Annotated in this window: 27 protein-coding genes; 7 read left to right on the top strand and 20 right to left on the bottom strand. The window is 43.5% G+C overall.

The features are described from left to right. Positions 1 to 9: 9 nt before the first annotated feature. The 3 genes from rpsA to cmk all read right to left on the bottom strand — a co-directional run bounded on the left by rpsA (position 10) and on the right by cmk (position 2,582). Positions 10 to 1,272, bottom strand: coding sequence for a 30S ribosomal protein S1 (rpsA, locus tag BM271_RS03590; RefSeq protein ID WP_052749853.1), 1,263 nt, complete (start codon positions 1,270 to 1,272; stop codon positions 10 to 12). Between the two features lie 72 nt (positions 1,273 to 1,344). Next, a complete protein-coding gene (locus BM271_RS03585) occupies positions 1,345 to 1,920 on the bottom strand; it encodes a lysophospholipid acyltransferase family protein (RefSeq protein WP_046790256.1) in 576 nt (191 codons plus the stop codon). A gap of 2 nt (positions 1,921 to 1,922) precedes the next feature. Next, complete coding sequence (gene cmk / locus BM271_RS03580; RefSeq protein WP_046790255.1) at positions 1,923 to 2,582, bottom strand: (d)CMP kinase; 660 nt, start codon at positions 2,580 to 2,582, stop codon at positions 1,923 to 1,925. 71 nt (positions 2,583 to 2,653) lie between these two features. Here cmk and BM271_RS03575 point away from each other — a divergent pair, with 71 nt between their 5' ends. Next, complete coding sequence (locus tag BM271_RS03575) at positions 2,654 to 3,613, top strand: asparaginase (RefSeq protein ID WP_046790254.1); 960 nt, start codon at positions 2,654 to 2,656, stop codon at positions 3,611 to 3,613. A 35-nt stretch (positions 3,614 to 3,648) separates the two neighbouring features. Here the strand turns inward: BM271_RS03575 and BM271_RS03570 are convergent, their stop codons facing one another. Beyond that, on the bottom strand, positions 3,649 to 4,623 hold the full coding sequence (locus BM271_RS03570; RefSeq protein WP_046790253.1) for a YpdA family putative bacillithiol disulfide reductase: 975 nt from the start codon (positions 4,621 to 4,623) through the stop codon (positions 3,649 to 3,651). A 13-nt stretch (positions 4,624 to 4,636) separates the two neighbouring features. Beyond that, positions 4,637 to 5,704: a LysM peptidoglycan-binding domain-containing protein gene (locus BM271_RS03565; RefSeq protein WP_046790252.1), complete on the bottom strand. Its 1,068-nt coding sequence runs from the start codon at positions 5,702 to 5,704 to the stop codon at positions 4,637 to 4,639. Between the two features lie 183 nt (positions 5,705 to 5,887). Between BM271_RS03565 and BM271_RS03560 the strand changes: the two genes are divergently transcribed. After that, a complete protein-coding gene (locus tag BM271_RS03560) occupies positions 5,888 to 6,142 on the top strand; it encodes a ferredoxin (protein ID WP_046791488.1) in 255 nt (84 codons plus the stop codon). A gap of 56 nt (positions 6,143 to 6,198) precedes the next feature. On the opposite strand, the gene BM271_RS03555 is transcribed toward BM271_RS03560, so the two are convergent. The 9 genes from BM271_RS03555 to BM271_RS03515 all read right to left on the bottom strand — a co-directional run bounded on the left by BM271_RS03555 (position 6,199) and on the right by BM271_RS03515 (position 14,634). Next, positions 6,199 to 6,756: an ECF transporter S component gene (locus BM271_RS03555; protein WP_046790251.1), complete on the bottom strand. Its 558-nt coding sequence runs from the start codon at positions 6,754 to 6,756 to the stop codon at positions 6,199 to 6,201. A 4-nt stretch (positions 6,757 to 6,760) separates the two neighbouring features. Further along, positions 6,761 to 8,458 carry a HAMP domain-containing sensor histidine kinase gene (locus BM271_RS03550; RefSeq protein WP_200795311.1) on the bottom strand — a complete coding sequence of 566 codons (1,698 nt, stop codon included), beginning with the start codon at positions 8,456 to 8,458 and terminating at the stop codon, positions 6,761 to 6,763. Next, a complete protein-coding gene (locus tag BM271_RS03545; protein ID WP_046790250.1) occupies positions 8,458 to 9,165 on the bottom strand; it encodes a response regulator transcription factor in 708 nt (235 codons plus the stop codon). Before BM271_RS03545 ends, BM271_RS03550 begins: the two co-directional genes overlap by 1 nt. 18 nt (positions 9,166 to 9,183) lie before the next feature. Next, entirely contained in the window at positions 9,184 to 10,383 is a 1,200-nt protein-coding gene (gene ccsB / locus BM271_RS03540; RefSeq protein WP_046790249.1) for a c-type cytochrome biogenesis protein CcsB, read from the bottom strand. Positions 10,384 to 10,387: 4 nt separating this feature from the next. After that, entirely contained in the window at positions 10,388 to 12,022 is a 1,635-nt protein-coding gene (locus BM271_RS03535) for a cytochrome c biogenesis ResB family protein (RefSeq protein ID WP_234960398.1), read from the bottom strand. Positions 12,023 to 12,031: 9 nt separating this feature from the next. After that, positions 12,032 to 12,592, bottom strand: a complete 561-nt coding sequence (gene resA, locus BM271_RS03530; protein WP_234960396.1) for a thiol-disulfide oxidoreductase ResA — start codon at positions 12,590 to 12,592, stop codon at positions 12,032 to 12,034. A 67-nt stretch (positions 12,593 to 12,659) separates the two neighbouring features. Continuing rightward, positions 12,660 to 13,385, bottom strand: a complete 726-nt coding sequence (locus BM271_RS03525; RefSeq protein ID WP_046790247.1) for a pseudouridine synthase — start codon at positions 13,383 to 13,385, stop codon at positions 12,660 to 12,662. A 2-nt stretch (positions 13,386 to 13,387) separates the two neighbouring features. After that, positions 13,388 to 13,921: an SMC-Scp complex subunit ScpB gene (scpB, locus tag BM271_RS03520; protein WP_046790246.1), complete on the bottom strand. Its 534-nt coding sequence runs from the start codon at positions 13,919 to 13,921 to the stop codon at positions 13,388 to 13,390. A 5-nt stretch (positions 13,922 to 13,926) separates the two neighbouring features. Further along, a complete protein-coding gene (locus BM271_RS03515) occupies positions 13,927 to 14,634 on the bottom strand; it encodes a segregation and condensation protein A (protein ID WP_082103664.1) in 708 nt (235 codons plus the stop codon). 32 nt (positions 14,635 to 14,666) lie between these two features. Here BM271_RS03515 and BM271_RS03510 point away from each other — a divergent pair, with 32 nt between their 5' ends. After that, the gene (locus BM271_RS03510) at positions 14,667 to 15,194 is read left to right on the top strand and encodes a DUF309 domain-containing protein (protein WP_046790245.1); all 528 of its coding nucleotides are present in this window, start codon (positions 14,667 to 14,669) and stop codon (positions 15,192 to 15,194) included. Positions 15,195 to 15,285: 91 nt separating this feature from the next. On the opposite strand, the gene deoB is transcribed toward BM271_RS03510, so the two are convergent. From deoB to BM271_RS03490, 4 genes are all read right to left on the bottom strand, one after another. Further along, positions 15,286 to 16,458 (bottom strand): phosphopentomutase, encoded by a 1,173-nt coding sequence (deoB, locus tag BM271_RS03505; protein WP_046790244.1) that lies wholly within the window; start codon positions 16,456 to 16,458, stop codon positions 15,286 to 15,288. A gap of 9 nt (positions 16,459 to 16,467) precedes the next feature. Further along, positions 16,468 to 17,352: a site-specific tyrosine recombinase XerD gene (gene xerD / locus BM271_RS03500; protein WP_234960416.1), complete on the bottom strand. Its 885-nt coding sequence runs from the start codon at positions 17,350 to 17,352 to the stop codon at positions 16,468 to 16,470. A gap of 9 nt (positions 17,353 to 17,361) precedes the next feature. Continuing rightward, a complete protein-coding gene (gene fur / locus BM271_RS03495; protein ID WP_046790242.1) occupies positions 17,362 to 17,805 on the bottom strand; it encodes a ferric iron uptake transcriptional regulator in 444 nt (147 codons plus the stop codon). A gap of 77 nt (positions 17,806 to 17,882) precedes the next feature. After that, positions 17,883 to 18,437 carry an NUDIX hydrolase gene (locus BM271_RS03490; protein WP_046790241.1) on the bottom strand — a complete coding sequence of 185 codons (555 nt, stop codon included), beginning with the start codon at positions 18,435 to 18,437 and terminating at the stop codon, positions 17,883 to 17,885. Positions 18,438 to 18,682: 245 nt separating this feature from the next. Between BM271_RS03490 and BM271_RS03485 the strand changes: the two genes are divergently transcribed. Together BM271_RS03485 and BM271_RS03480 are read left to right on the top strand one after the other, a co-directional pair. Beyond that, positions 18,683 to 19,594 (top strand): aldo/keto reductase, encoded by a 912-nt coding sequence (locus BM271_RS03485; protein WP_046790240.1) that lies wholly within the window; start codon positions 18,683 to 18,685, stop codon positions 19,592 to 19,594. Further along, entirely contained in the window at positions 19,591 to 20,511 is a 921-nt protein-coding gene (locus BM271_RS03480; RefSeq protein ID WP_046790239.1) for an alpha/beta hydrolase, read from the top strand. Before BM271_RS03485 ends, BM271_RS03480 begins: the two co-directional genes overlap by 4 nt. On the opposite strand, the gene BM271_RS03475 is transcribed toward BM271_RS03480, so the two are convergent. Further along, positions 20,486 to 21,412: an MBL fold metallo-hydrolase gene (locus tag BM271_RS03475; protein WP_046790238.1), complete on the bottom strand. Its 927-nt coding sequence runs from the start codon at positions 21,410 to 21,412 to the stop codon at positions 20,486 to 20,488. The two genes, BM271_RS03480 and BM271_RS03475, sit on opposite strands and share 26 nt — an antisense overlap. A 114-nt stretch (positions 21,413 to 21,526) precedes the next feature. Between BM271_RS03475 and zwf the strand changes: the two genes are divergently transcribed. Both zwf and BM271_RS03465 read left to right on the top strand, forming a co-directional pair. Then, on the top strand, positions 21,527 to 23,011 hold the full coding sequence (gene zwf / locus BM271_RS03470) for a glucose-6-phosphate dehydrogenase (protein WP_046790237.1): 1,485 nt from the start codon (positions 21,527 to 21,529) through the stop codon (positions 23,009 to 23,011). A 19-nt stretch (positions 23,012 to 23,030) separates the two neighbouring features. Beyond that, positions 23,031 to 23,879 carry a helix-turn-helix domain-containing protein gene (locus BM271_RS03465; protein ID WP_046790236.1) on the top strand — a complete coding sequence of 283 codons (849 nt, stop codon included), beginning with the start codon at positions 23,031 to 23,033 and terminating at the stop codon, positions 23,877 to 23,879. A gap of 45 nt (positions 23,880 to 23,924) precedes the next feature. Here BM271_RS03465 and gndA read toward each other — a convergent pair whose 3' ends face one another. Next, complete coding sequence (gene gndA / locus BM271_RS03460; protein ID WP_046790235.1) at positions 23,925 to 25,325, bottom strand: NADP-dependent phosphogluconate dehydrogenase; 1,401 nt, start codon at positions 25,323 to 25,325, stop codon at positions 23,925 to 23,927. Positions 25,326 to 25,328: the final 3 nt, after the last annotated feature.

Genomic DNA, 25,328 nt, shown 5'->3' with positions numbered 1-25,328 from the left:
TTATAACAATTAAATATCAAGATCTTTGAAACGATCGCCGAATACATCGCCGAGAGTCGGACCGTCATCATCGGAATCGTCACGGTAGACCTTTGGTTCGTTGTTTGAACTTCTCGGTGCTGGTTCTGTCGTTTCCTTGATTGAAAGTGAAATCTTTTCGGAATCCTCATTAAGTGAAAGGATTTTAACTTCTACTGTCTGTCCCTCTTTTAATACATCACTCGGAACTGCGACATGTTCGTGGCCGATTTCTGAAACATGTACCAGTCCTTCAACGCCCGGAGTGACTTCTACAAATGCCCCGAAATCGACAAGTCTTCTGACTGTCCCTTCCAGTACATCACCTTCGGAATGTTCTTTTACAAATCCGTCAAACGGACTTTCCTGTGCCTGCTTCAGAGACAGGCTGATTCTTTCCTGTTCAGGATCGACATCGAGTATCTTCACATTCACCTTGTCACCGATATTGACTGCATCTTCAACTTTCTCAACTCTGCTGTAGCTCAGTTCAGATATATGAGCTAGACCATCAACTTCACCAAGATTAATGAAAGCACCGAATGTAGTGATACGTACTACTTCACCTTCTACAATACTTCCCACATCGAGTGTTTCAAGCTGTTTTTTTCTCTCTACGGCTTTTTCAGCTTCCACAATGCGTTTTCTGTTAAGGATTACACGATTTTTCTCAGGTTCGATGTCTTCAACTTTAACTTCCAGTTCCTGACCGTCAAACTGTTCCAAATCCTCAATGTAGGCATCAGAAAGGAGCGATGCCGGGATAAATCCTCTCACGCCAACATCAATAACCAGACCTGCTTTGACAACTTCCATTACAGTGCCTGTAATCGTCTCGTCATTGTCTTTTGCAGACTGAAGAGAATCATACGCATTGGATTCCTCCAGTTTTCTGATGGAAAGGATAACATTTTTGCGGTCATCTTCATTTTCAACTTTAATGACCACGCCTTCGATGGAATCGTCTTCTGAAACAATTTCTTCCGGACGTTCAATTCTCTTGCTTGTGAGCTGACTGATTGGTACGATTCCTTCGAAATCGGAGTCGTCTATATGAGCTTTCACGAATTTGTCTTCTATCTTGTACACAGTACCTTTGACAGTCTCCCCTACTTCAAAGCCGGGTGAAACTTCATTTTCCTGTGGCGTATCCTCAGCGGATACTTCTTCGTTAACCTCATTGGAATTCTCGTTGATTGAAGAATTGTCAACCTCTTCCTGGTTCTCTTCGTTCTTGATATTATCTGTCGTCATGTGCCTGCCTCCAATTACATTACTAAAAAGTATATATCTAACTTCTTATAAATGTATAGATTTGTCAAGTGATTAGTCAGAAAATAAAAGATTGTTTATATCTTCTGTAATCTTCAGTGTAACATCTTTACGGTTCATTCCGTCGTCTGTGAGTTGTTTAGTATCAATTGGTTTGCCAAATACTATTGTAACACCTTTTTTACGGTCATAACTTCCTTTGATGGCTGCCGGAACAATTTTTGCTCCCGATTTCACAGCCACGAAGCTTGCTCCCTGCTGCAGATCGCGTAATTTACCATCTCTGCTTCTGCTGCCTTCAGGGAACATGCACAGCATATTGCCTTCATTGAGGACCTCGATGGATTTCTTCAATGCTGCCCGGTCACTCTTACCTCGTTCTACCGGAAAAGCATTGAGATGTGAAATCAGATATCCCAGCACCGGTATTTTAAACAGTTCCGCTTTTGCAAAGAATGACATGTCGCGATCCACACTTATTCCGACCAGCGGCGGATCGTATTCTGAAATATGATTGCTGCATATCACGACAGGGCCATCCTTCGGAATCCGGTCTTTGCCCACTACCGTAATTTTGAACCGGGTATGGTAATAGCTTTTAACTAAGTTTTTGGCGATGGTGTAGAACATCTCTATTCTCCTCTCAGTAGCTCTTCTGCCATGCGTATGATGTTATTTTCCACTTCTTCAATGTTCATATGGCTGGTATCCAACAAAATTGCATCATCCGCTTTTCTGAGTGGAGAGATCTCTCTTGTCATATCAAGATCATCACGCCTGATGATCTGCTGGATAAGAGTGGAAAGATCCACATCAACGCCTCTTTCCTGTTCTTCTTCCAGTCTGCGTTTTGCACGGATTTCAGGAGATGCCTTCATATATATTTTCAGTTCTGCATCCGGCAGTACAGTGGTACCGATATCCCTGCCGTCCATGACCACACCTTTATCAGCTGCGATAACACGCTGCATCTGCACGAGGTATTCCCTCACACTCTGTATACTTGAAATGGCACTGACGTTTTCAGTGACTTCGGGTGAGCGGATTTCGGATGATATATCTGCACCGTTTAAATAAATGGAACGGTGCGCGTCATTTGAAAACCTGATGTCCACATCGTTCAGATTCTCCATCACTTCCCTTCCGGAGTTCAAGACATGTAATGTCACTGCGCGGTACATGGCACCAGTATCTATATATACATACCCGAGCCTTTCCGCCACACGTTTTGAAATGGTGCTTTTTCCTGCTGCTGCAGGACCGTCGATTGCAATATTGATCTTATTATTCATATAAACCCGCCTTGTTGATTGTTCCAGTTTATTCTATCATATATTTAAGAAATCGTTTAGGAGGAAGTGGCATGAATAATAAAATATTAGCTATACATACAGGCGGCACCATCAGTATGTCATCAGAAGACGGCCTCATCTCATCCGGGGAAGACAATCCGGTTACGCTGGACAGTACAGTGGAACTGGATATCCGGCTGGAAGAAATCTACCCTGTGAAGAAACCGTCTCCTCATATGACTCTGGACGATATGCTTGCAATCCGCGATATTATATTGGAAAGAAAAACAGATTTTGATGGTTTTGTCATCACCCACGGAACGGATACTCTGGAAGAAACGGCATACTTTCTTGATCTGGCCCTCGATATTTCAGCACCTGTCATTGTAACCGGTGCTATGCGCTCGTTCAATGAGATTGGATCGGATGGTCTGTACAACTACATTTCCAGCCTCCGCACAGCAAGAGACCCTGCTTCGGCGGACAGAGGGGTGCTTGTCGTGTTCAACGATGAGATCCATACTGCGAGAAATGTCACTAAAACGCATACTTCTAATATAGCTACTTTCCAAAGTCCGAATCACGGGCCAATTGGTTTTCTGACCAAGGACTCAATCCTGTACCATCACCAGATAGCCCATCAGGATCAGTTTGATGATGTAGACCTGGAATTTAAAGTAGGATTGATCAAGGCGCATGCGGATCTTGACGATACATTTTTCGACGCACTGATAGAAGCTGGCTATCACGGGCTCGTTCTGGAAGCGCTGGGACAAGGGAACATACCTCCAAGTGCTTTGGGAGGTCTCCAGAAAGTATTGGACCATGGTATTGATACAGTCCTTGTATCCCGTTCATTCAACGGAATCGTAGGCAGCTACTATGATTACGTGGGCGGCGGACATGATCTTGCAAACAGAGGTGTGATATTTTCAAATGGTTTAAATGGACAGAAGGCGCGTATCAAGCTGCTGCTTGCACTCAGCAATGGGCTTAAAGGTGCGGCGTTGGAAGAAATATTCAGACACTAAAAGCACCTGGCGGGCGGTTGCCTGCCAGGTGCTTGCTATTTCTCCTGTTTTTTCAAAATATCATCTGCAATTACGCCGCCGTGGAACCTGCCGTTTTCTATAAATATCGTATTGGCATCATTACCGGCAGCAATTACGCCTGCAATATACAGATTTTCTACATTTGTCTCCATTGTTTCCGGATCATGCAGCGGCGCTGTGCCGAATTCATTTTCATTGATTTTTATTCCGAATGACTGAAGAAATCTATAGTCCGGATGATAGCCGATCATGGCAAAAACATGATCGTTCGGTATTTCGAAGACTTCACCGTCTTTTTCCAAAACAACGCTGTCGTCTTTAATATCTTTGACATCCGTGCCGAAATGCATCTCTATCTTATCGTGTTTGACCAATGAATCGAATTGCGGAAGTATCCACGGTTTCACACTTTTCGAATAGGCATTCTGACGGTAGACGACGGTGACATTGCTGCCAGCTTTTTCAAGCTCCATCGCAGCATCGACACTCGAGTTTTTACCTCCGATGACCAGTACATCCTGTTTGAAGAAAGGATGCGCCTCTTTGAAGTAATGGGATACTTTTTCTTTATGCTCCCCTGGTACATCAAGTCGGTTGGGCTGGCCGTAATACCCGGTGGCAATGACCAGATGCCTGCAGTTGTAGGTGTCTTTTGATGTTTCGAGTACGAAGCCTGTTTCATTCCGCCTTCCGGATGTCACTTCCTCGTAAGTGTTGATATTCAAGTCAAAGTGCTTTACAGCTTCCCTGTAGTAGACAAGCGCCTGATTCCGTTTAGGTTTATGGGCTTCGGTAATGAATGGGAATCCGCCTATTGCCAGTTTCTCACTTGAGGAGAAGAATGTCTGATGTGTGGGATAGTTATAAATGGCTTCGACGACATTCCCTTTTTCTATTATGAGATGGTCAAGACCGCGTTTTTGAAGTTCTATTGCGGCGGACATCCCGCACGGTCCTGCGCCGATGATGATTGTTTCGATGTATTTCATGGTTAACACCTTTCTATTCCGGGATGACAAGTTCCTGGCCGACAGTCAGCGAGTCTGGGCTAACGCCATTTGCATCCATTATCTTATTAACATTTTCGGTACTGCCGCTGCCGTAATACCGGATGGCGATCCTGAAAAGGTTGTCCTCCGGACTTACTACGTGAGTTGTTCCTCCGGAAGTGCCCTCTTCAGCCGATTCTTCATTCTCAACAGATTCTTCAGTCTGCTCCTCAGTGGGTTCCTCTTCGGTAACTTCTTCCGAGGATTCCTCCGCGGTATCATTTTCAGCAGGTGTTTCCACTTCACTTGAATCAGAACCGGAATCCTCTCCGGATTCTTTTTCTTCGATTGCAGCTGTTGCTGCGTCCTCTAGTTCTGATTGTTCCTCTTCAGAGTAATCGAAAGCAAGTTCCCCGGTGCCAAGATCCTCACCGGAATCCGAACCTTCTTCGCGATTCTCAGCCAGTTCCCTTTCCTTTTCGGCTTTCTGTGCTTCGAGCTCTTCATTGACTTCTCCATCCGTCTGTTCGTTGGAAGCATCTTCTGTGCTCTCTTCTGTGCCCCCTGCAAGTTCAGTCCCGTTTCCACCGGATGGCCAGAAGTTGCTGATGATCATTACGAAAAGAATGATGGTTACAGGTAGAAGGAAGGCCCCGCCAATGATGATTGGCAGCAGGCCTTTTTTCTTTTCCTCATTCCCTTCTTTTACTTCTTCAGTATTGGAAGTTTTCCGTCTGTTTCCAAAATCGGCCAATTTTTCTTTGGAAACTTTAAGTTCGTCTCTGAAGCGCTTATTGTATGATGAAAATTTGCCTGCAAAAAACACTTTTCCTTTCTCAAGGTTCTCACGGCTGAAATAAGCAGACATCTTTTGACCTATATAAGCAAAAGGACTGGGTTTCTGTTCGCCGGGCTTGGCTTTGGCCTCCTGCTTCTGCTTTTCTTTCTCAAGCTTCGCACGATGACGGTCAGAGCGTTTCATCGTCTGCTTTTGCTCATCCTCAGATGGATTGTTTTTCGCTCCGTCGACATCTTTAGAAGCACGCTTATGTTCAATATCTTTATAAAAATCGTCCTTCATTGACATTCTCCTCAAACTAAAGTAATTCTACTTCATTATATTACGTTTCCATTACATTTTAAAGTGATAATGAAATGAAGGATACGCCAATAGTCGTATTGTACCTCATCTAGACCAAATATAATTGAAAATAAGGAAGATTAGCCGTAAAATGGTTATGAAGAAATGGTGAGAGGTGAAAAAATGAGCGGGAAAAAATATACCATAGTTGATATGGATACATGTATTGCCTGTGGTGCCTGCGGTGCAGCTGCACCTGATATATATGATTATGATGATGACGGCATTGCCTACGTGATCCTGGATGATAATAAAGGTATCACAGCTGTGCCTGAGGAACTTCTCGAAGATATGGAGGATGCGTTTGATGGATGCCCTACTGATTCCATCAAAGTAGAAGAGGAACCATTCGATGGTGATCCACTTAAATTCGAGTAGATAGATTGATTAAAACACATGCGCAGCCGGTCGGCTGCGCATGTGTTTTAATTTTATCACTTCATCAATTTTTCAAGCTTCGGAATAAGTTTAATGTAGATAAGGTAGGCGACAAGGCAGACGATGATGCCCTTGATGAGATTGAACGGGATAATGCCGGCTGTGACCACTGCCCGGATATTTGCAATCAGATCAGTATGGTCGATGATCAGGCCGTACATCGGCAGCAGTACGAAATAGTTGAGCACCGCCATCATGAAGGTCAGGGACAGGATACCGAGTACAAAACCTGCAATCAGTGATTTTCTTGTTTTCGACCGCACATACATGAAATAGACCGGCAGCAGCAGTGAGAATGCTGCAAGCAGATTGGCCAGCGGACCGATAGGTTCGCTCGCCATCAGCAGAGCATATAGCACAATCTTTAAAACGATGATCAGAGATCCTGCCATGCCTCCCAATAAAATGAATCCGATAAATGCCGGAATATCGGAAAAGTCCACCATTAAAAATGGCGGCATGAACGGAATTGGAAATTGCAGGAGCATCAGTATAAACGACAAAGCTGCAAGTATACTGATCAAAATCAACCTTTGTAACTTATTCTGTCTCATAGCCTCATCTCTCTTCGTTTGTTTTTGGCAGAACAATCCGGAATGTCGTTCCGCTGCCGAATTCACTTTCCAGTTCAATCGTTCCGTTATGCCTGTGTATTATACTGCGGACGATATAGAGTCCGAGCCCTGTACCGTGTTTACCGCGCGTTCTTGATTCATCCACTTTGTAAAATCTTTCAAAGACACGTTCCTGATGTTCGGGAAGGATACCTGCACCGGTATCACTGACTTCTATGATCGCAAACCGTCCCGCTTCGGTGACATCTATCTTTATTCCGTCTCCCTCTGACGTATAGCGGATGGCATTATCCAACAGATTCGTCAGCACCTGGTTGATCTTATCATAGTCAAAGTTGAAGAGAAGATTGGAATCATGCGTATCAACAGTGAAGGAAATACCGTTTTCCTGCATCTCATGACGGAATCTTGCTGCTAGTTTTTCGAGCAGATCACCGAAATCATTTTCATCAATATTGAAGAAGTCGGATCCGGTATCCATCCTTGCTATGGTAATCAGTTCATTTACCATGGTGTTCATCCTGTCGGATTCATCTTTTATAATACCTGCCATCTCTTTGATTTCATCAGGACCTGTGACAATATCATCAATGAGTGCCTCTGAGTACCCGCTCAGCATCACCATCGGTGTTTTCAATTCATGTGACACATTTGCGATGAATTCGGATCTCATTTTTTCAGTGTTCACTTCTTCTGTAATATCCCGGATAAGCAGGATGACACCAAACAATTCATGATCCTGTTCAACCGGTGTATATGAGAACTGCATATGCCTGTCTTTGATTTCCACCCGCTCCACAGCGGGTCTGCGGTATTGAGCAATCTCCCGGATGTCGTTATGAAAATGCTCGAAAGTATCCGGCTGTGATTTCAGATAATCATACAGGAGGTTCCCTTTCTGATTGGAATATATGAGCTTCACTTCCCTGTCGAAATAAAGGACTCCTTCGTTAATCGATGTGAATATCTGTTCCCTCAGGTTCTTTTCATGCTCTATCTGTTCTATATTATTCTGAATGTCATTATTCATCTTATTGAAAGCCAGAGTAAGTTCACCGATCTCATCCCTACTCTTGGTTTCAATTGTATTGTATTTCCCTTTTGCTGTCCTGAATGCCGCATTCTTCAGATTGATCAGGGGTCTTGTTATCCTGTTGATCAGAAAGAAAGCAAAGGAGGTTGTAATGAGGAACAGGACAAATCCACTGGCAAGAATGATCATGGTGACAGCAGTCATGGATTCATTGATATCCTCGAGATCCCGGTACTTGATGATTGCCATGTCTTCATCGAAAAATCCACTTAGATTCGATACACGGACCATGTAATCATGGCCTCCGATATCATCCAGCAGGAATGTGTTCCCTTCCCCGCCGCCTTCAATGATTCTTGAGAATATTTCACGGTCTGTTGAGGATTGTTGTGAAATCATCTGACCGTCTCTGTAGATTATGAGATTATCCTCCCGGAGTAAAGTGGAATCGAAATCCTGATTGTCATGTCTGCTCAACACTATCTCCTCTGCTCTTGAGATCTCCTCTTCCAGTAATGCTTCTGTGGAATTGAGCATATAGTTTCTGAAATACATACTGAGAATCACTGATAATATAATTAAAACTGTAGTTACTATCAAAATGATAGTCAACCACAGTTTAGTTACGACGCTGTTCAATACTTTCATTATTCATTGACCTCGAACTTGTAGCCGATGCCCCAGACGGTATGGATCATCTCACTCGCTTCCGGTGAAACTTTGTTCAGCTTCTCCCTCAGCCGTTTTACGTGGGTATCCACCGTACGGAGATCGCCATAGAAATCATAGTGCCATACTTCTCTTAAAAGCTCTTCGCGGTCGAATACTTTATCCGGACTTTTTGCTAAAAAGAGCAGGAGTTCATACTCTTTTGGTGTCAGATTCACTTTAGTGTTATTTGCAAGGACTCTATGTGCATCATTATCGATTACAAGATGATCGTATGCGATGACATCTTTTGCTGTCGCATCTGCTTCAATGAATGATGTCTCTGAAGAACGTCTCAGTATCGCCTTCACCCTCAAAACGACTTCCCGGGGTGAAAACGGCTTGACGATGTAATCGTCTGCCCCCACTTCAAAGCCTTCCACCCGGTTGTTCTCCTCGCCTTTGGCGGTGAGCATGATGATGGGTGTGGATTTATGGTTCCTCAGGCGCTTGGCTACTTCAATGCCGTCCATTTTCGGCATCATGAGGTCGAGGAGAATGCAGTGGAAATCTTTTTCCATTGCCAGATCCAGAGCATCTTCCCCATTATCGGCCTCTGTGATTTCGTAGCCTTCGCGTACCAGATACATATTGAGCAATTTTCTGATGCGTTCTTCATCATCGACGATTAGAATATTTTCAGCCATACAAACCCTCTTTCCATATTATGCGTAAGAATGCAGGCCTGCGACCAGCAGGTTGATAGCGATGAGGTTGAAAATTATCAGCAGGAAGCCTATGATTGCAAGCCATGCCGACTTCTCCCCCTCATATCCCCTGTTAAGTCTCAAGTGCAGGAAAATCGTATAGAACATGAATGTAATGAATGCCCATGTCTCTTTGGGATCCCAGCCCCAGAATCTGCTCCATGCAATCTGGGCCCATATTGCGGCAAAGAATATACCGCCGAGAGCAAATATAGGGAACCCTATAATGACCGACCGGTAACCGATCTCATCCATCAGTTTGAGATCCGCTCTGTCAGTCAGAGGTTTTATCAGTGCAGTGATGCGTTTCCTGATGATTAATCTAATAATACCGTAAACGATAAGACCCGCAAGTACAGACCAGAGAACCGTATTCAGTTTCTGGGAATCGATCAGTGGAGGAAGATTGATTCCGCTGTGGAAATGGTCCGCCTCTTCGTAGTTATTCTCCCCGGCATGTTCAACCGGTACCGCTCCTTCAAAGTTGACAAGGCTGGGCAGATGATATTCCGCAACCTGTGTCTGCCCCTGCTTATCGGTGTAGAGGAAATCATCCTGGTATCCGATTACAGACTGCATCAAAACTGTAGTGGCTATAAATGTGATGACAATCACTATGCCTGCCATGATTGATTCCAGGAAGCGTGCGCGCCATGATTTTTCTGTAGCAGGCACCGCTTTGAGCAGATAGATCAATCCGGCCACCGCACTCATGGAAAGTATACCATATGCAAGTGTGACAGTGATAACGTGAATGGCCAGCCAGTTGCTCTGAAGCGCCGGAATAAGCGGCTCCACTTCACGGGAGAACATACTGCCGTATGCTATAAGAAGCAGTGACACAGGGATGGCAAACAGTCCGAATACTTGTGTTTTGAAATAATGATATGTGATCAGGAACCCGGCAATCATCATGATTGCAAACATGGTGATGAACTCATACATGTTTGAAACAGGTGCATGCCCCTGGGCAATCCATCTCAATATGAAATAACCGAGCTGCATGATAAATGCTGCGACGATCAAGACAATGGAAATCTTGCCCGGTTTTTTAGATTTGGATTTGATGCTTGCCGCAAGTGGAAGCAGTGCAACAAGGTATATTATAAACGCTGCATACAGCAGGGTGCTGCTTATGGATACAAGTTGAGATTCCATTTTATTACTCCTTATCTTTAGCTTTGTCTTCTATTTCGAATTTATCTGATACCGGAGTTAATGAATTTGCCTCTAGTATTTGATCCAGTTCTTTCTTCATGCCAAAGTAGTTTTTATTAGTATGGCCAGCCAGTGTAAAGCCGTCCTCAAGGCTGATCCAGATACGCCGGTGGTTGATGTATGCACCGATGAAGACACCGAGCAGGAAGATGACAAAGCCGCCTGCAACGAGAGGCACAGTCAGATCTTTCTTAAGCGTAAGTACACTTGCCATGTGCTGCTCTGCTTCCACGAAACGGATGCTGTAATCATTTCCTGATGTAATATCTGTACTGTTCATGATCTGAAGCAGGCTGAGTTCACTTTCTCCGTCATTATTCACTTCGAATACGAAGGCCGGGTTTCTTGGAACAGGGGTTTCCGAAACAAGTGTGCCGTTATCCGCTATTTCAAGGAAATCAGGAGCATAGGCCCTCATTTTGATTTCGGTATTTTCATTTATCTGATAGGACTGCTCCGGATCATCCAGGTTTACTGTGAAATTCTCGCCGACAGTATTGCCCTCTGCGTCTTCCAGTCTGAACGTCATCGCCTTCATTTGCGAATCATCATAGCTCGACTGATACAGTTCATATGAATCAAAACGGTACGGATGGTTCACTCTGATGCTGTAGTTGTCTATTTCAGTCAGATCAGGTTTTGCCCCTACAACTTCCGAGCTTTCATTTTCATAGACGGTTATATCCGTTTGGAAGTTGCTCACTATATTATTGCCCTGGTTCAGTGCCTGGTCGAAAACCTCTTTTGACTTTTCGTCATAAGTATCAAGGGTAAAACCATCATTTTTCACATAATACTGACCGTTCGTAGTCGGCAGATCCTTCGTTTCCCCTTCATTGAGATAGACGATTTCATCTACATACATGCCTGGGAAGAATCTGAGCATGCTGCCTGTAAGAAGAATGATCAGGCCAACATGGTTGATATATGGCCCCCACCTTGACAGTCTGCCTTTTTCAAGTAAGTAATTATTTCCGTCCTGACGGACTTTATATCTCTTTTTCTTAAGCTGACCTATGATTTTTTCGGCATTTTCAGTATTTTCATCATGTTTGAACAGACGCTGTCTCCTGAAAAAAGATTCGTGCTTTTTGACCCGCTGGTTCTTCAGCGATTTAAACAGCGGTATGCCCCTGTCGATGCTTGCTGCGATGATTGACAGGGCAAGCATTCCGTTTAACAGGACAAACCACCAGGAGGAGTAAAGATTATGGAAACCCAGTGTATAATAGAGATAGCCGAGAGTGCCGTAGTTCTCCTGGTAGTAGTCTGCCGGATCAACACCAATCGGTATGAAATATTCCTGCGGGAATATAGTGCCGATTGCAGCTGCTACGGCGATTGCCAGTATAATCGAGACACCGACTTTGATAGAAGTGAAGAAGATCCAGATCTTGTCAAAAATGCTTTTTGACCTAACCTTGGATCTTACAGCGCTGCCATCATATCTCATTAGATCTTTAATCTTTTTCTTATCGTAATCACTGTTGATCATTTTCCCGCAGGACTGGCACAGCTGGGTGCCGGGCGGGTTCACATGACCACAGGATCCACATTTGATTTCTTTTAATTCCATCATCCATTCATCCTATTCTGTGGCATTTTCAATGAATGCCAGGATATCTTCGTGAGTAAGCTGATATTCCTGTTTTTTGACTACAGTGCCTTCTTGGTTGACTGCTATTGTTGTAGGCAGCGGCCCGATGCTGTATGCCTCAGTGACATCCCGCGTCTTGTCCAGTGCTATCGGAAATTCAAGATCCGATTCGAGACCGGATATGAATTGTTTGATCTGCTGTTCATTTTCCGCAACGTTCACTGCGACGATTTCATATTCATCATTATCATCAGCTGTGTAGATATCATTCATATCAGGCATTTCCTCACGGCATGGTTTACACCATGTTCCCCAGAAATTAAGAATCACGCCTTTGCCTTCATCGGTCAATTCGGAAAGGCGTATTTGTTCGCCTTCCATAGTGGTAAGTTGAAAATCGACTGCCTCATCCCCCACTGCAACAGTTTTGTTGTCTGAGGTCAAGTTGAACCAGAGTGTGATGCCGATTAAAACGGCAACAGTTACAATGATGCTTACCCTTAATATATTGCGTGTTCCGCGCTTCATATTCTCACCTGCCTGTACGTTCATTCATAAATTTCATTATAGCATTTTATAAATTTGACCTGTATGACAGTATTATGACAATTGGAGACGGTTACTCGTCCTTTGCATTCGCAATCAGTTTCTTGACTTCATGCGGTTTAAGGAACCTGTACTCTCCTTCTGCCAATCCGTCAAGAGTGAGGAAATCATACCTGATTCTTGTAAGTTTGATCACTTCCAGGCCGAAATGTTCGAACATCCGCCTTACCTGACGGTTCTTTCCTTCGTGGATTGTAAGTTCAAGAATCATCTGCCTGTCCTTTTTATCGCGGATCACTTTTACACCTGCAGGGGCAGTTTTACCGTCTTCTAAAGTAATGCCCTTACGCATCTCCTTCTGCTGGTCGCGTTTTAGGATACCGTCGATTTTAACGCGGTAGGTTTTGCTCATCTCGAATTTCGGATGGGTCATATATTGTGTGAACTCCCCATCGTTGGTCATGAGAAGTATGCCCGAAGTATCATAGTCCAGGCGGCCCACCGGATAAAGTCTCGCATCCATCTGTTTGAATGCATCTGTAACTGTACCTCTGCTGCGGTCATCTTCGACAGCTGAAATCTCCCCTGCCGGTTTGTAATACAGAATATGGACTTTCTCTTCTTTAGTCACAGGGACACCATCCACTTCAATCTTATCTGACATAGTCACTTTCGATCCGAGTTCAGAAACGATCTCTCCGTTCACTGCCACACGTCCTTCTGTGATGAGCTGCTCCGCTTTTCTCCTTGATGTCACTCCACTGTCTGCAATTGCTTTTTGTAATCTGATTTCTTCCATAACTATTCATCCTCCTCTATACTGTTGAAAAACAAGTCCATTTCTTCCTGCTCCATGATATCCTTCTGACTCGGCAGCTCCTCTAGTGATTTGAGACCGAATATCTGGAGAAAATAATCCGTAGTTATAAAATGTACAGCGCGCGTGTCCTGCAGATGCTTTTTTTGAATAAGTCCTTTGCCGGTCAAAGTGGATACCGGACCGTCGGAAGCGACGCCCCGCAGCATCTCTATATCGTTCCGGGAAACCGGCTGGTTATAAGCAACGATGGAAAGCACTTCAAGTGACGCCTGGGATAGTTTTGATGCAGGTTTATCATCAATTATCCTGCGTATATACTTTTCCATTTCCACAGTCGTCTCAAGGAAGAAGCGGTCTCCATGTCTGCGTATCATCAGATTGGTACGGTCATAGTTACTCACTTCATTGTTCAGCTGTTCCCGTGTGATCGGCACATGCATGATCAGCTGCTCTTCCGGCAGGCCGACGTCTCCGGCGACATACAGAAGACCTTCTATAATATCTATCTTATCCATACTTTCTACAGCCTTTCAATTTCAAAATTCCCCCGGGATGCGGGGTGCAGTGCAAGCTCTCTTGATTTCACCTGTTCCAAAATGGTAATAAACACAGCCACGACCATCGATCTGGATTCGTTGAAACTGAAGATTTCTGTGAAATTCAGTCTCTTTAAGCCTGAAAATCTGGTTTTTAAAAAATCTTCAGCTTCCTCCCGTGAAACAGCTTCCCTCTGGATCGTCACACTCATCGGCCGATCAATGGACACTCTTGACCGCACTTTTTCATATGCAGCCAGAAGATCGGACAGGGAGATATCCACTTCACCATCATCAACTTCTTCTTCGTCAAATTCGTGGGGTGCTTTGACAAAAATCTTTTCATTTTCGTTTTTCAGGAACTGGAGCTGTTCAGCATACTGCTTATAATTCTGATATTCCAATAATTGTTCCATGAGCGCTTCGCGTGGATCTTCATATTCTTCTTCCATATATGCGGGTTCAGGCAGAAGCATATGGCTTTTTATCTTCAAAAGTTCACTTGCCATCACCAGGTATTCACTCGCTATATTTATTTCAAGTTCTTTCATTTGATCGATATATTCCATATACTGTTTTGTAAGAGTCTTCATCGGAATATCGTAAATATCAATTTCGAGCTCCTTGATCAAATGGAGAAGCAGATCAAGCGGCCCTTCGAATATATCCAGTTTTACATTATACACATCCATAAAATTACCTCTGACTTGGGAGTTGTCTTTCTTTGAAAATATCCAATCTGCTAGAATTCTATAACGAACTCATTATAAAGCAAGATTACTTTGAATGCCATGAAATCATGGAAGAAGCATGGAAAAGTAAGCCTGCGAGAACGAAAGAAGACCAGGAAGTTTTTCTTATATTAATGGCCGTGGGAGAATATCACTACAGACGGCAGAATACAGCCGGTGCCAAAAAGTCATACCGGAAAGCATTGAAGATATATGATGAAAACCCGTTCAGCCTCGAAAAGGCAGGCATGGATTCCTCTCTTATTGATGTCATGGGAGAGCGCATCAAAAATATGTCTTCGGTCAAATTCAAACCATTGCACTTTCCGCTTACAGATGAAATGCTGCACAGCCTTCATGAAGCGTACCTTCCCCATTTACCATATGATGATTTTCTCATCTGGTGCAGGAATCAGAAGGTCTCAGACGAGTTTACAGTCAACAAGCACCTGCTGCGTGACAGAGAGCATGTTGTAATGGAGCGGGAGGCCGCACTCAAAAAAAGAAAACATCAGAATTGATGTTTTCTATACTATGAAAATCCAGTACACAAAGCCCCATATGAGTGCAAACAGAAGCAGGAAAATCAAGACAGAGTATCTGTTCTTCATATTAGTTGAGCTCCTGAAGCAGGCTTTTGCCATGAGTCTGGTATTCGATTTTAAAGTTGTCGGCAATGGTAGCGGCAATATTACTGAATGTATCTGAATCGCTGATTTTACCATAGGCCATATCTTTGCCGGCTTTGACCAATAGAGGAACGCTTTCCCTTGTGTGATCAGTACCGGTGAAAGTCGGATCATTCCCATGGTCCGCTGTAATGATCAGGAGATCGTCATCTTTCAATTTAGAGGTGATTTCCGGCAGACGGTCGTCAAATGCCTTCAGTGCATTGCTGTATCCTTTTGGATCACGTCTGTGTCCGTATAATGCATCAAAGTCCACAAGATTAAGGAATGAAATACCGTTGAAGTCTTTGTCCATCACTTCCAGAAGTTTATCTACGCCATCTTCATTGTTTTTACTGCGTACAGCTTCTGTGATTCCGGAACTCGTGAAAATATCATCGATCTTGCCAATCGCAATGACATCATTGCCGTTATCTTCTAGTGCATTAAGCACTGTTCTGCCAAAGGGCTCCAGTGCATAGTCATGACGGTTTTCCGTGCGGGTGAAAGTCTCTTTTGAATCCCCGACATACGGTCTGGCAATGATTCTTCCGACGAGGAATTCCGGATCTGTCGTCATGGCCCGCACCTTCTCGCAGATATCGTAGAGCTCCTCCAGCGGGATAACTTCTTCGTGTGCGGCAATCTGGAGCACAGGATCATTTGAAGTATAGACGATGAGATCCCCGGTTTCCATCTGATGCTCTCCGTATTCCTTGATAATTTCCGTACCGCTTGCAGGTTTGTTGCCCACAATTCCTCTTCCTGTTGCTTCGCGGATCTTATCAAGAAGTGCTTCAGGGAAACCGTCCGGATAGACTTTGAAAGGTTCTTCAATGTTCAGTCCGGCAATTTCCCAGTGTCCCGTCATTGTATCCTTGCCCTGCGACACTTCATTCATCTTACTGTAGAATGCTTCCGGCTCCGCGGAGCAGTCCACGCCCGGGAGTGGATCGATGCAGCCGAGACCTAAACTTTCCAGGTTCGGAAGTTTTACCGGATAAGATTCCAGGGTGTGCCTTAAAGTATGGGCACCTTCATCTCCGAATTGTTTTGCATCGTGCTGTTCCCCTATTCCCACTGAATCAAGGACGATGAGGTGAATTTTATTAAACATTAATATCTCCTACTTTCTCGGATGGAATTGCGTGTACATTTCTCTTATTTTAACTGCAGATATCTGGGTGTAGATTTGGGTTGTACTGATATCCGAATGCCCGAGCATTTCCTGCACAGCCCTCAGATCTGCGCCGTTTTCAATCAGATGGGTAGCAAATGAATGTCTGAAAGTGTGCGGTGTAATATTTTTTCCGATACCGCTCAGCATTTCATATTTTTTGATCGTTTTCCATAATCCCTGCCTGGTGAAACCTTTACCCCTGTTTGTAATGAATAAAGCATCCACATTGTCATCTTTGAGCAGATACAGTCTTTCATTTGCTATGTAGCTTGTGAGAAGCCTGCCTACATGGTCGGTCATCGGTACAATCCTCTCTTTGCTGCCTTTGCCCCTTACACGGATGAATCCCATATCGGTATTTAAATCCGTCGTTTTTATGTCGATGACTTCACTGACGCGGAGGCCTGAAGCGTAGAGCAGCTCCATCATCGCCTTGTCCCTGACACCAGCTGTCGATGCGTCGGGTGTTTTCAAAAGTGTCTCCATCTCTTCAACGGTCAGATAGACGGGCAGTTTCTTATCTTCTTTAATTGAATGCAGGCGCAGTGCCGGGTTGCTGGTCACAACATTTTCATTTAACAGAAATTGATGATAATTTCTGAGCGTCGACTGCATCCGGGTGATGGTTTTCCCACTTTTCCCGCTTTCTTTTAAAAGTTTGAGGAATGAGATGATCAGTTCTGTGTCAACAGTACTGTAATCCCGGATTTTCCTTTCTTCCAGAAAAACCTCGTATTGTTTCAGATCCTGCCTGTAGGAACTGATCGAAGCCTGGCTCAGCCCCTTTTCTACACTCAAAAAAAGCAGGTACTCATCTATATTTCTTTCCAAATCCATCTGTCACTCCTTCTCCTGGCATTTTTTGCAAACACCATGGAAAGTGAGTCGATGATCCAGGACTTTGAAATTGTAATCTTTTTCTACAATTTTTTCTGCTTCTGTCAGCAGGTCCTCCTCGATTTCTTCAACCGAGCCGCATTCCATACAGACAAGGTGATGGTGGAAATGGTTGGCGCCCTCTTTCCTGAGATCATAGCGGCTGACCCCGTCGCCGAAGTTTATTTTGTCGAGAACCTTCAGATCACTCAGCAATTCCAGTGTGCGGTAGACAGTCGCCAGTCCGATTTCAGGATATTTGTCCTTTACTTTCATAAAGACATCCTCTGCACTTAAATGATCCTTTTCATTCTCAAGCAGAACCCGGACCGTCACTTCCCGCTGAGGCGTAAGTTTATATCTTGCCTCCTGCAGTGCGTCTTTAATTCTCTCAATCCTGTTTTCCACGTGTTCACCTACTTTGTTTGATAATCACAAACATTATATCGAATTTACAACTATTTTAAAAGACTTATTTATAATGATTATAAATTGTACTTCTCAATTACATACTGAATTGCAATGATTGTTTTGGAATCTCTGACTGATCCATCCGACAGTATCTGCCTGAGATTCTGAAGCGGGATTTTTGCAACATCCAGAAATTCATCATCATCCAGCTTCTGAGTTTGCATTTTTATATCTTTTGCTTCATAGAGATAGACAAATTCATTTGAAAACCCCGGAGAGACGTAAAATTCATGGATCAGTTCCAGTCTGTCTGCCGCTGCCCCGATTTCCTCTTCCAGTTCACGCTTCGCAGAAGCTTCGGGAAAATCCCCTTTTTCAATCTTGCCGGCAGGGATTTCCAGCAGGAATTCATCCGGTGCAATACGATACTGTCTGACAAAATACATAATATCTTCATGCACTGCAATCAGACAGACGGCCCCGTTATGATAGACGATTTCCCTTTTGGACTGTTCTCCATTCGGCAGTTCGACAGTGTCATGATCGACCTGTATCACTTTGCCGTCAAATACTCTGTCCACGTGGATAATCTTTTCCTTAAGATGATTGTAATTATTATTTTCCGTCATGATTAACTTCCTTTCCAATATAGGAAACCTCGTGTCCATTATCAAATATACATGGTATCATATATATCGTCCATCGGAATTCGGACAATATGTAAACTATACCCTCATGAATATGTTCCCATATTCCTTACCCTGAAGCAATTGGTTTAATGGGGTGATTTTTGCACATTACTGCAAGAATGGCGTTACAATTGCTATAATTGGAATGTATGCATTAAACGATTATTAAAAAAGGACTGATTTAAATGAGAAACTTGAATACTAAAGACGGCCTTTCTCTTTCAGAACTTTCTTTGGGATGCATGAACCTTCCCACTGATGACAAAGCAGAAGCTGAGAAAATAATTGAAGCGGCACTCAGTGCAGGCATCACGTATTTTGATACGGCAGATCTTTACCAATTCGGAGAAAATGAACAAATGGTTGGTGAAATATTAAGTAAATACCGTTCGCAATACAATTTCACCATCGGAACAAAGGTCGGCAACCAGTTCGATGCAGCCAAACAGGAAAAAATAGCTTGGAATCCGGGAGCCTCCTATATTAAAGAGGCAGTCAAGGATTCCCTTCATCGTCTCGGCATCGATCAAATCGATCTGTATCAGCTGCACGGGGGAACCATCGAAGATGATAAAGATGAAACAATCCAGGCTTTTGAAGACCTGAAGCAGGACGGTGTGATCAGAAGTTACGGGATCTCTTCCATCCGTATGAACGTCATTGATTATTACAGAAAACACAGTTCAATGGCCACTCTGATGATGCAATTCAATCCGATCGATAATCGTCCTCTCGAAGTGATGGAGACACTGGGCGACATCCGGCCGCTTGCACGGGGACCGGTAATGAAGGGGCTTATGAGCCACAAATCCTCAAAAGTGCTGGAAGAAAAATTTGAGTCAGGTATCCTCGACTACTCGAAAGATGAACTGAAAGAATCAATCGACGCTCTTGCACGCCTCAATTCAGACCTGACCGCCCTCTCCTATGCCTTTTTGAGAAAAAATAACGCAGTGATTGTCAACGGCGTGAGCAGTCTCGAACAGTTGAATGACAACCTGAAGAGCTATGGCAAAACCGAAGATTTGACAGAACAGGAATACAGCAGGATTCTGAAGGCGGTAAAAACTTTGAAATACGGAGAGCATAGAATATGAAATCGATGATTAAATGGCTGATTGCAGCCATATCATCTTTAATTGTTTTCCTGGTTTCTCTCGGATACTACGCTTCCAGCCAGATTCTGTTTTTCAAATTAAGAGATGTGGAAGTTATCAAACGGCGTGAAACTCGTGCCAAACGCCTGAATATGGAAGAATTCCAGAAACTGAAACAGGACGATGTACTGATTCCTTCCAGATTTGACTACAGTATCAATGCAGTTTTCGTCCATCCGAATGATACAGACAATTGGATAGTACTGTGTCACGGCGTCACGGAGAATAAAATCAGTTCAATCAAATATTTGAATATGTTCGTGGAAATGGGATATAATGCTGTAATATATGACGCAAGGCGTCATGGCAATACAGGGGGCGTCCACTCGACTTACGGATTTTATGAAAAATATGATCTGGAGACCGTCATCGATCATCTTTTTGAGCATTATGGTCCCGATATAGAAGTGGGAGTTCACGGAGAATCCATGGGAGCAGCCACAATGATACTATATGCCGGTGAGCTGTCCAACAGGGCGAAGTTCTATATATCGGATGCCTCTTTCTCGACGCTCGGAGATGAGCTGACGAACATATTCAGCCAATACACTAAAATAGGTTCTCCATTCGTTTTATTCTTCACTAACATTTTCTTCAGGATAAGAAGCCGTTTTTCACTATTTAAAGTGTCACCCATCCGTGTGATAGAAAAAATTGAACAGCCGATGCTTTTCATCCACTCAAAACCGGATAAGTTCATTCCATATGAACAGAGCAAACAATTATATGATAAGAAAAAGCCACCAAAGGTGGCCTGGTACCCTGAACGCGGCGGGCATGTTGAAAGCTATAACAGGAATCCGAAAAATTACAGGGAAACCGTGGATTCCTTTATAAAGAAATACGCGGGATGGTAATTTCAAGATAATCATGTGCGATGGACACATGTTCATCCAGTGTCTCCTTGATCAGTCTGATATCATCTTCGTCATACCGGTTGCTGATATGGCTGAACAGAATCTTCCGGTAATCGATCTGAGAGAAATTCTGAAGCACATTGTGTATTTCTGAATGGAAATACATGTGTGCTTTTTCTATTTCCCTTTCCAGGTAGGTGGCTTCATGCACAATCAGATCGGAACCTTCCAAAAGGGAAAGATAATCGGGTTTTGTAATCACCCTGGTGTCACCATGTACAGATACTTTCCTGCCGGGAACAGGATCGCTGAGAAACGCTTTCGTATCATATGTGACACCTTCATGAGAAAATGTGCCGGAGTTTTTAATCTCCTTATATGAAGGACCGGGCTGTATGCCTATCGCTTTCAGTTTATCCGTATTCAGTTTTCCAAGTTTTTCCGGTTCATTGAATACATACATATAACTGTCAATGGTATGGTCCAGTAAATATGTGTCTACAGTAAAACCTTCGACTTCATACTGTACATTGTGAGATACTTCTTCATAATGGACCGGATAATTCAATTGGGAATGGCTGGTTTTTAAAGTAAGTCCGATCCATTCCTTCAAACCGGGCGGTCCATAAATGGTTAGGGGGATGTCTTCTCCGCCCTGATGGGCACGCGAAGATAAAAACCCTGGAAGTCCGTAAATATGATCACCGTGCAGATGTGTGATGAATATATGTTTTATTTTAGAGGGGCGTACAGTCGTATGTAATATACGATGCTGCACACCTTCTGATGCGTCGATCAGAAAATATTGATTGATTTCCTCCACCACATCGAGAATATAGCTTTGTGTGTTTCGGGTTCTTGAAGGAATGCCTGCCCCGGAACCGAGAACTGTAAATTTCATATGATCACCTATCTATAATGATTGGTTCATTATACCATATTAAAGAGTTGTTTTTTTCAGTATACAGTGGAATAATAATGTAAGGAAAAAATTTGACCAAAGGACTTGTTGGAAATGAATACACACCCGTTTAAAGTAGCCATTGCATTATTTGGTGCAACAGGCGATCTATCAAGCAGAAAACTATTGCCTTCCATGTTCCATTTATTTCAGGAAGGTTCTTTAAAAGACAATTTTGTAATCATTGCCGTGGGCCGGAGAGATCTTTCGGATGAGGATTTCAGACGCACAGCAGAAGAATCCATAAGTGCCAACAGAAAATTGAAGAGCCTGGATGGTCTGGAAACATTTCTTCAGCATGTGTTCTACGTGAAACTGGATATTGCTGACAGCAATACTTATAAAATATTAAATGATAGATTCGAATCGCTGGAAGCGCAGTTTGATACCGGCAGAAACAGACTATTCTATCTTGCCATGCCGCCCCAGTACTTTACAGTGATTACAGATAACCTGAGAGAATCCGGAGTGACAGATACAACCGGTTTCAAACGTCTGATCATCGAGAAACCTTTCGGTAAGGATTATGACAGTGCACTCGCGCTCAACAACAGAATAGCAAAGACATTTGATGAGCATGAAATCTACCGCATCGACCACTACCTGGGCAAGGAAATGGTTCAGAACATTGAGGTGATCCGGTTCAGCAACTCAATGTTCGAACCTTTGTGGAACAATCACTATATATCCAATATACAAATCACGTCCTCCGAATCGCTCGGTGTCCTGGATCGCGGGGAATATTATGAAAAAAGTGGTGCTGTGAGGGATATGTTCCAAAACCACCTTCTCCAGATTGTATCCCTTCTCGGAATGGAGCCGCCTATAAGTCTGAATAGTGATGACATTCGTGACGAAAAGATAAAAGTGCTGAAAAGTCTCCGGAGGCTTGACGAAAAAGATGTTAAAAATCATTTTGTCCGTGGGCAGTATGATGAAGGACTTGTAGACGGCGAAGCTGTACCAAAATACAGGAATGAGGAAAATGTTGCATCAGATTCCAATACGCCGACTTTCATCGCGTCCAGACTCTTCATAGACAATTTCAGATGGGCAGGCGTACCATTTTATGTACGTACCGGTAAACGGATGAAGGAAAAAGAAACGAAAATTGTAGTGGAATTCAAAGAAGTTCCAAAGAATCTTTATTACCAGGATGAGGAAGATGATGTGCTTGCTAAAAACTTGCTGGTTATCCGCATTCAGCCGGACGAGAGCATCACACTTCACCTTAATGTAAAAGATTATGCCGGTGAAAAGGATACAAAAGAGATCAAATTGTCATACACGGTTGCCAAACAAGATCTTGACCGTACAGTCGATGCGTATGAAAATCTTATATATGACTGCCTGAACGGTGATCCGACGAACTTCACCCATCAGGAGGAATTGATGAACGCTTGGGCATTCGTGGATCCTGTGAATAAAGCCTGGGAAAATGCCCCTGCGTCCTTCCCGAACTATCAATCCGGTTCAAGCGGACCGGTAAAGAGTACCCTCCTGCTCTCGCGTGATGGATTCAAGTGGTGGGATGTATGATGAGTGAAATGAGGATATCATGGAAACAGTAAATTTCGTGGAAAAATTTATCGTATATATAGAAGACCACCTCAGGGATAAGATCGACTACGACAAAGTGCTGAATAATCTGGGCGTTGAACAGAAGTCCTTCATGACGATCTTCACTTCCCTGGTAGGCATGACACCTTATGAATACCAGCAGAAACGGAAGATGACAGAACTTGCCTATGAATTGTACACTGGGCACAGGCGCATTATTGACATTGCAAAATACTATGGTTTCTCAAGCATTGAGACGTTTAAAGATGCATACCTCGATGAATTTGGAATCTCTCCATATGAAACGGAAAAGTACTTTAGATCGCTGGATCTCCTCGAACGCATTTCTTTTGAAGTGGTGCCGGTTGACAAACCGAGATACCCGGCAAGAAGACAATATCTGGAAAGCACCAGGATTGTAGGTGTCGCGGAAAGATTTTCAATTTCCGAATACAGTGCGGAACGCAAATACCGGCTGCTGGATGATCTCAACAGGAATGGCATCATTGACGAAATGCTCAGGTTCAACAATGGCAGTATAAAAGGGATTCTTCTGCATGAGAGGTATGTGGCTAACGAGATGGAAGTCCTTATCGGTGTGACTTCGACCCTCGCCGCTCCATTTGAAGAGACTTATACGGAATCCAGCGATTTCGTCATATTCGAATCCCAGGGGCCGGCGCCGGATACGGTTGAGAGGATTTACAATTATATATTCAGGAGATGGCGTTTCAAAGAAGACAGTGAACTGAACTGCAACTTTTCGATGGAAGTTCTGAAGAGTACATTTGATATTGGCTCACCGGATACCAAAGTCCAGGTGTGGCAGGCATTATATATTGATTGAAAAAGAGTGGCGGGATCATTTTGATCCTGCCACTCCGTTTTATAATTAGAACCAATCTGTATGGAATGCGCCGTCCTTATCCACTCTTTCGTAAGTGTGTGCACCAAAATAGTCACGCTGTGCCTGAACCATGTTGCTGGAAACGCGCTTTTGCTTCATGCTGTCGAAATAGGAAACGGCACTCAGGAAAGCCGGCATCGGTATTTCATTTTTTATTGCAGATGAGGCAATATTGCGCAGGCTCTGCTGATTTTCAGTGACGATTTCCTTGAAGAAGTCGTCGAGTATGAGATTAGTCAGACCCGGATCATTTGTATACGCCTGATTGATTTTTTCGAGGAAATGGGCACGAATGATGCATCCTTTGCGCCAAATCATCGAGATTTCGCCGAGCTGCAGATTCCAGTCATAAATATCACTGGCTTCTTTAAGCAGTCTGAACCCTTGTGAATAGCACATAAGCTTGCTGATATAAAGAGCATTTTTAAGATCTTCCAGAACAGCTTCTTTATCTGCTTCTACCGTACCCATTTCACTTGGGTAGGCTTCACTGATAAGAGCACGTTCATCAATCAGGCTGGAGAGGCATCTGACAAACACACTATCTGTTATGAGTGATAGAGGGATACCCAGTTTCAGACCTTCTATCCCTGTCCATTTACCGGTCCCTTTCTGGCCTGCTTTGTCGAGGATAAGATCAAGGACATAATTACCCTCTTCGTCCCTGAATTTCAAGATTTCAGCTGTTATTTCTATAAGATAGCTGTTCAGCTCCCCATTATTCCACTCTGAAAATACATCACTCATTTCATCATTCGACATTTTGAGGGCATGTTTCATAAAGAAGTAACTTTCTGCGATGAGTTCCATATCCGCATATTCGATACCGTTATGAATCATTTTGACGTAATGGCCGCTGCCGTCATTGCCAATGTAGGTCACACATGGTTTGCCGTCATCAGCTTTTGCAGCAATCTTTTCAAAAATATTTCTGACGTTTTCGTATGCTTTTTTCTGGCCGCCCGGCATAAGCGAAGGTCCGTTCAGGGCACCTTCTTCTCCTCCGCTGACTCCCATACCGATATAATTGATGCCTTTCTCGGTAAGTTCAATGTTTCTGCGACGTGTATTTTCATACTGTTCATTTCCGCCATCAATGAGTGTGTCTCCTCTTTCAAGTAAAGGAGCGACTTTTTCGATCGTCTGATCAGTTACCTCACCTGCTTTTACCAGCATAAGTATATTTTTGGGCTTCTTCAGATCATTGACGAAGGATTCGAGTGAAGCGGCAATATCGACATTTTCCTGTTTCAATTCATTCATCCGATTTTTACGGACATCATCAAAGAAGTCGTACGTAACGACTTTGAATCCTTTCCGTGACATATTTTTCGCAATATTCGTCCCCATGACACCCAGGCCGATGACTCCAATATCATAAATCATACA

The sequence above is a fragment of the Salinicoccus halodurans genome (assembly GCF_900114445.1).
Lineage (GTDB): Bacteria > Bacillota > Bacilli > Staphylococcales > Salinicoccaceae > Salinicoccus > Salinicoccus halodurans.
Note: the sequence above shows the minus strand (reverse complement) of the source record. Positions and strands in the feature narration are given on the sequence as shown.

Bases quoted from the DNA above. Each gene is read 5' to 3' on its own strand.
- rpsA (WP_052749853.1), bottom strand. From the start codon at position 1,272: ATGACGACAGATAATATCAAGAACGAAGAGAACCAGGAAGAGGTTGAC.
- BM271_RS03585 (WP_046790256.1), bottom strand. From the start codon at position 1,920: ATGTTCTACACCATCGCCAAAAACTTAGTTAAAAGCTATTACCATACC.
- cmk (WP_046790255.1), bottom strand. From the start codon at position 2,582: ATGAATAATAAGATCAATATTGCAATCGACGGTCCTGCAGCAGCAGGA.
- BM271_RS03575 (WP_046790254.1), top strand. From the start codon at position 2,654: ATGAATAATAAAATATTAGCTATACATACAGGCGGCACCATCAGTATG.
- BM271_RS03570 (WP_046790253.1), bottom strand. From the start codon at position 4,623: ATGAAATACATCGAAACAATCATCATCGGCGCAGGACCGTGCGGGATG.
- BM271_RS03565 (WP_046790252.1), bottom strand. From the start codon at position 5,704: ATGAAGGACGATTTTTATAAAGATATTGAACATAAGCGTGCTTCTAAA.
- BM271_RS03560 (WP_046791488.1), top strand. From the start codon at position 5,888: ATGAGCGGGAAAAAATATACCATAGTTGATATGGATACATGTATTGCC.
- BM271_RS03555 (WP_046790251.1), bottom strand. From the start codon at position 6,756: ATGAGACAGAATAAGTTACAAAGGTTGATTTTGATCAGTATACTTGCA.
- BM271_RS03550 (WP_200795311.1), bottom strand. From the start codon at position 8,458: ATGAAAGTATTGAACAGCGTCGTAACTAAACTGTGGTTGACTATCATT.
- BM271_RS03545 (WP_046790250.1), bottom strand. From the start codon at position 9,165: ATGGCTGAAAATATTCTAATCGTCGATGATGAAGAACGCATCAGAAAA.
- ccsB (WP_046790249.1), bottom strand. From the start codon at position 10,383: ATGGAATCTCAACTTGTATCCATAAGCAGCACCCTGCTGTATGCAGCG.
- BM271_RS03535 (WP_234960398.1), bottom strand. From the start codon at position 12,022: ATGATGGAATTAAAAGAAATCAAATGTGGATCCTGTGGTCATGTGAAC.
- resA (WP_234960396.1), bottom strand. From the start codon at position 12,592: ATGAACGTACAGGCAGGTGAGAATATGAAGCGCGGAACACGCAATATA.
- BM271_RS03525 (WP_046790247.1), bottom strand. From the start codon at position 13,385: ATGGAAGAAATCAGATTACAAAAAGCAATTGCAGACAGTGGAGTGACA.
- scpB (WP_046790246.1), bottom strand. From the start codon at position 13,921: ATGGATAAGATAGATATTATAGAAGGTCTTCTGTATGTCGCCGGAGAC.
- BM271_RS03515 (WP_082103664.1), bottom strand. From the start codon at position 14,634: ATGGATGTGTATAATGTAAAACTGGATATATTCGAAGGGCCGCTTGAT.
- deoB (WP_046790244.1), bottom strand. From the start codon at position 16,458: ATGTTTAATAAAATTCACCTCATCGTCCTTGATTCAGTGGGAATAGGG.
- BM271_RS03490 (WP_046790241.1), bottom strand. From the start codon at position 18,437: ATGACGGAAAATAATAATTACAATCATCTTAAGGAAAAGATTATCCAC.
- BM271_RS03485 (WP_046790240.1), top strand. From the start codon at position 18,683: ATGAGAAACTTGAATACTAAAGACGGCCTTTCTCTTTCAGAACTTTCT.
- BM271_RS03480 (WP_046790239.1), top strand. From the start codon at position 19,591: ATGAAATCGATGATTAAATGGCTGATTGCAGCCATATCATCTTTAATT.
- BM271_RS03475 (WP_046790238.1), bottom strand. From the start codon at position 21,412: ATGAAATTTACAGTTCTCGGTTCCGGGGCAGGCATTCCTTCAAGAACC.
- zwf (WP_046790237.1), top strand. From the start codon at position 21,527: ATGAATACACACCCGTTTAAAGTAGCCATTGCATTATTTGGTGCAACA.
- BM271_RS03465 (WP_046790236.1), top strand. From the start codon at position 23,031: ATGGAAACAGTAAATTTCGTGGAAAAATTTATCGTATATATAGAAGAC.
- gndA (WP_046790235.1), bottom strand. From the start codon at position 25,325: ATGATTTATGATATTGGAGTCATCGGCCTGGGTGTCATGGGGACGAAT.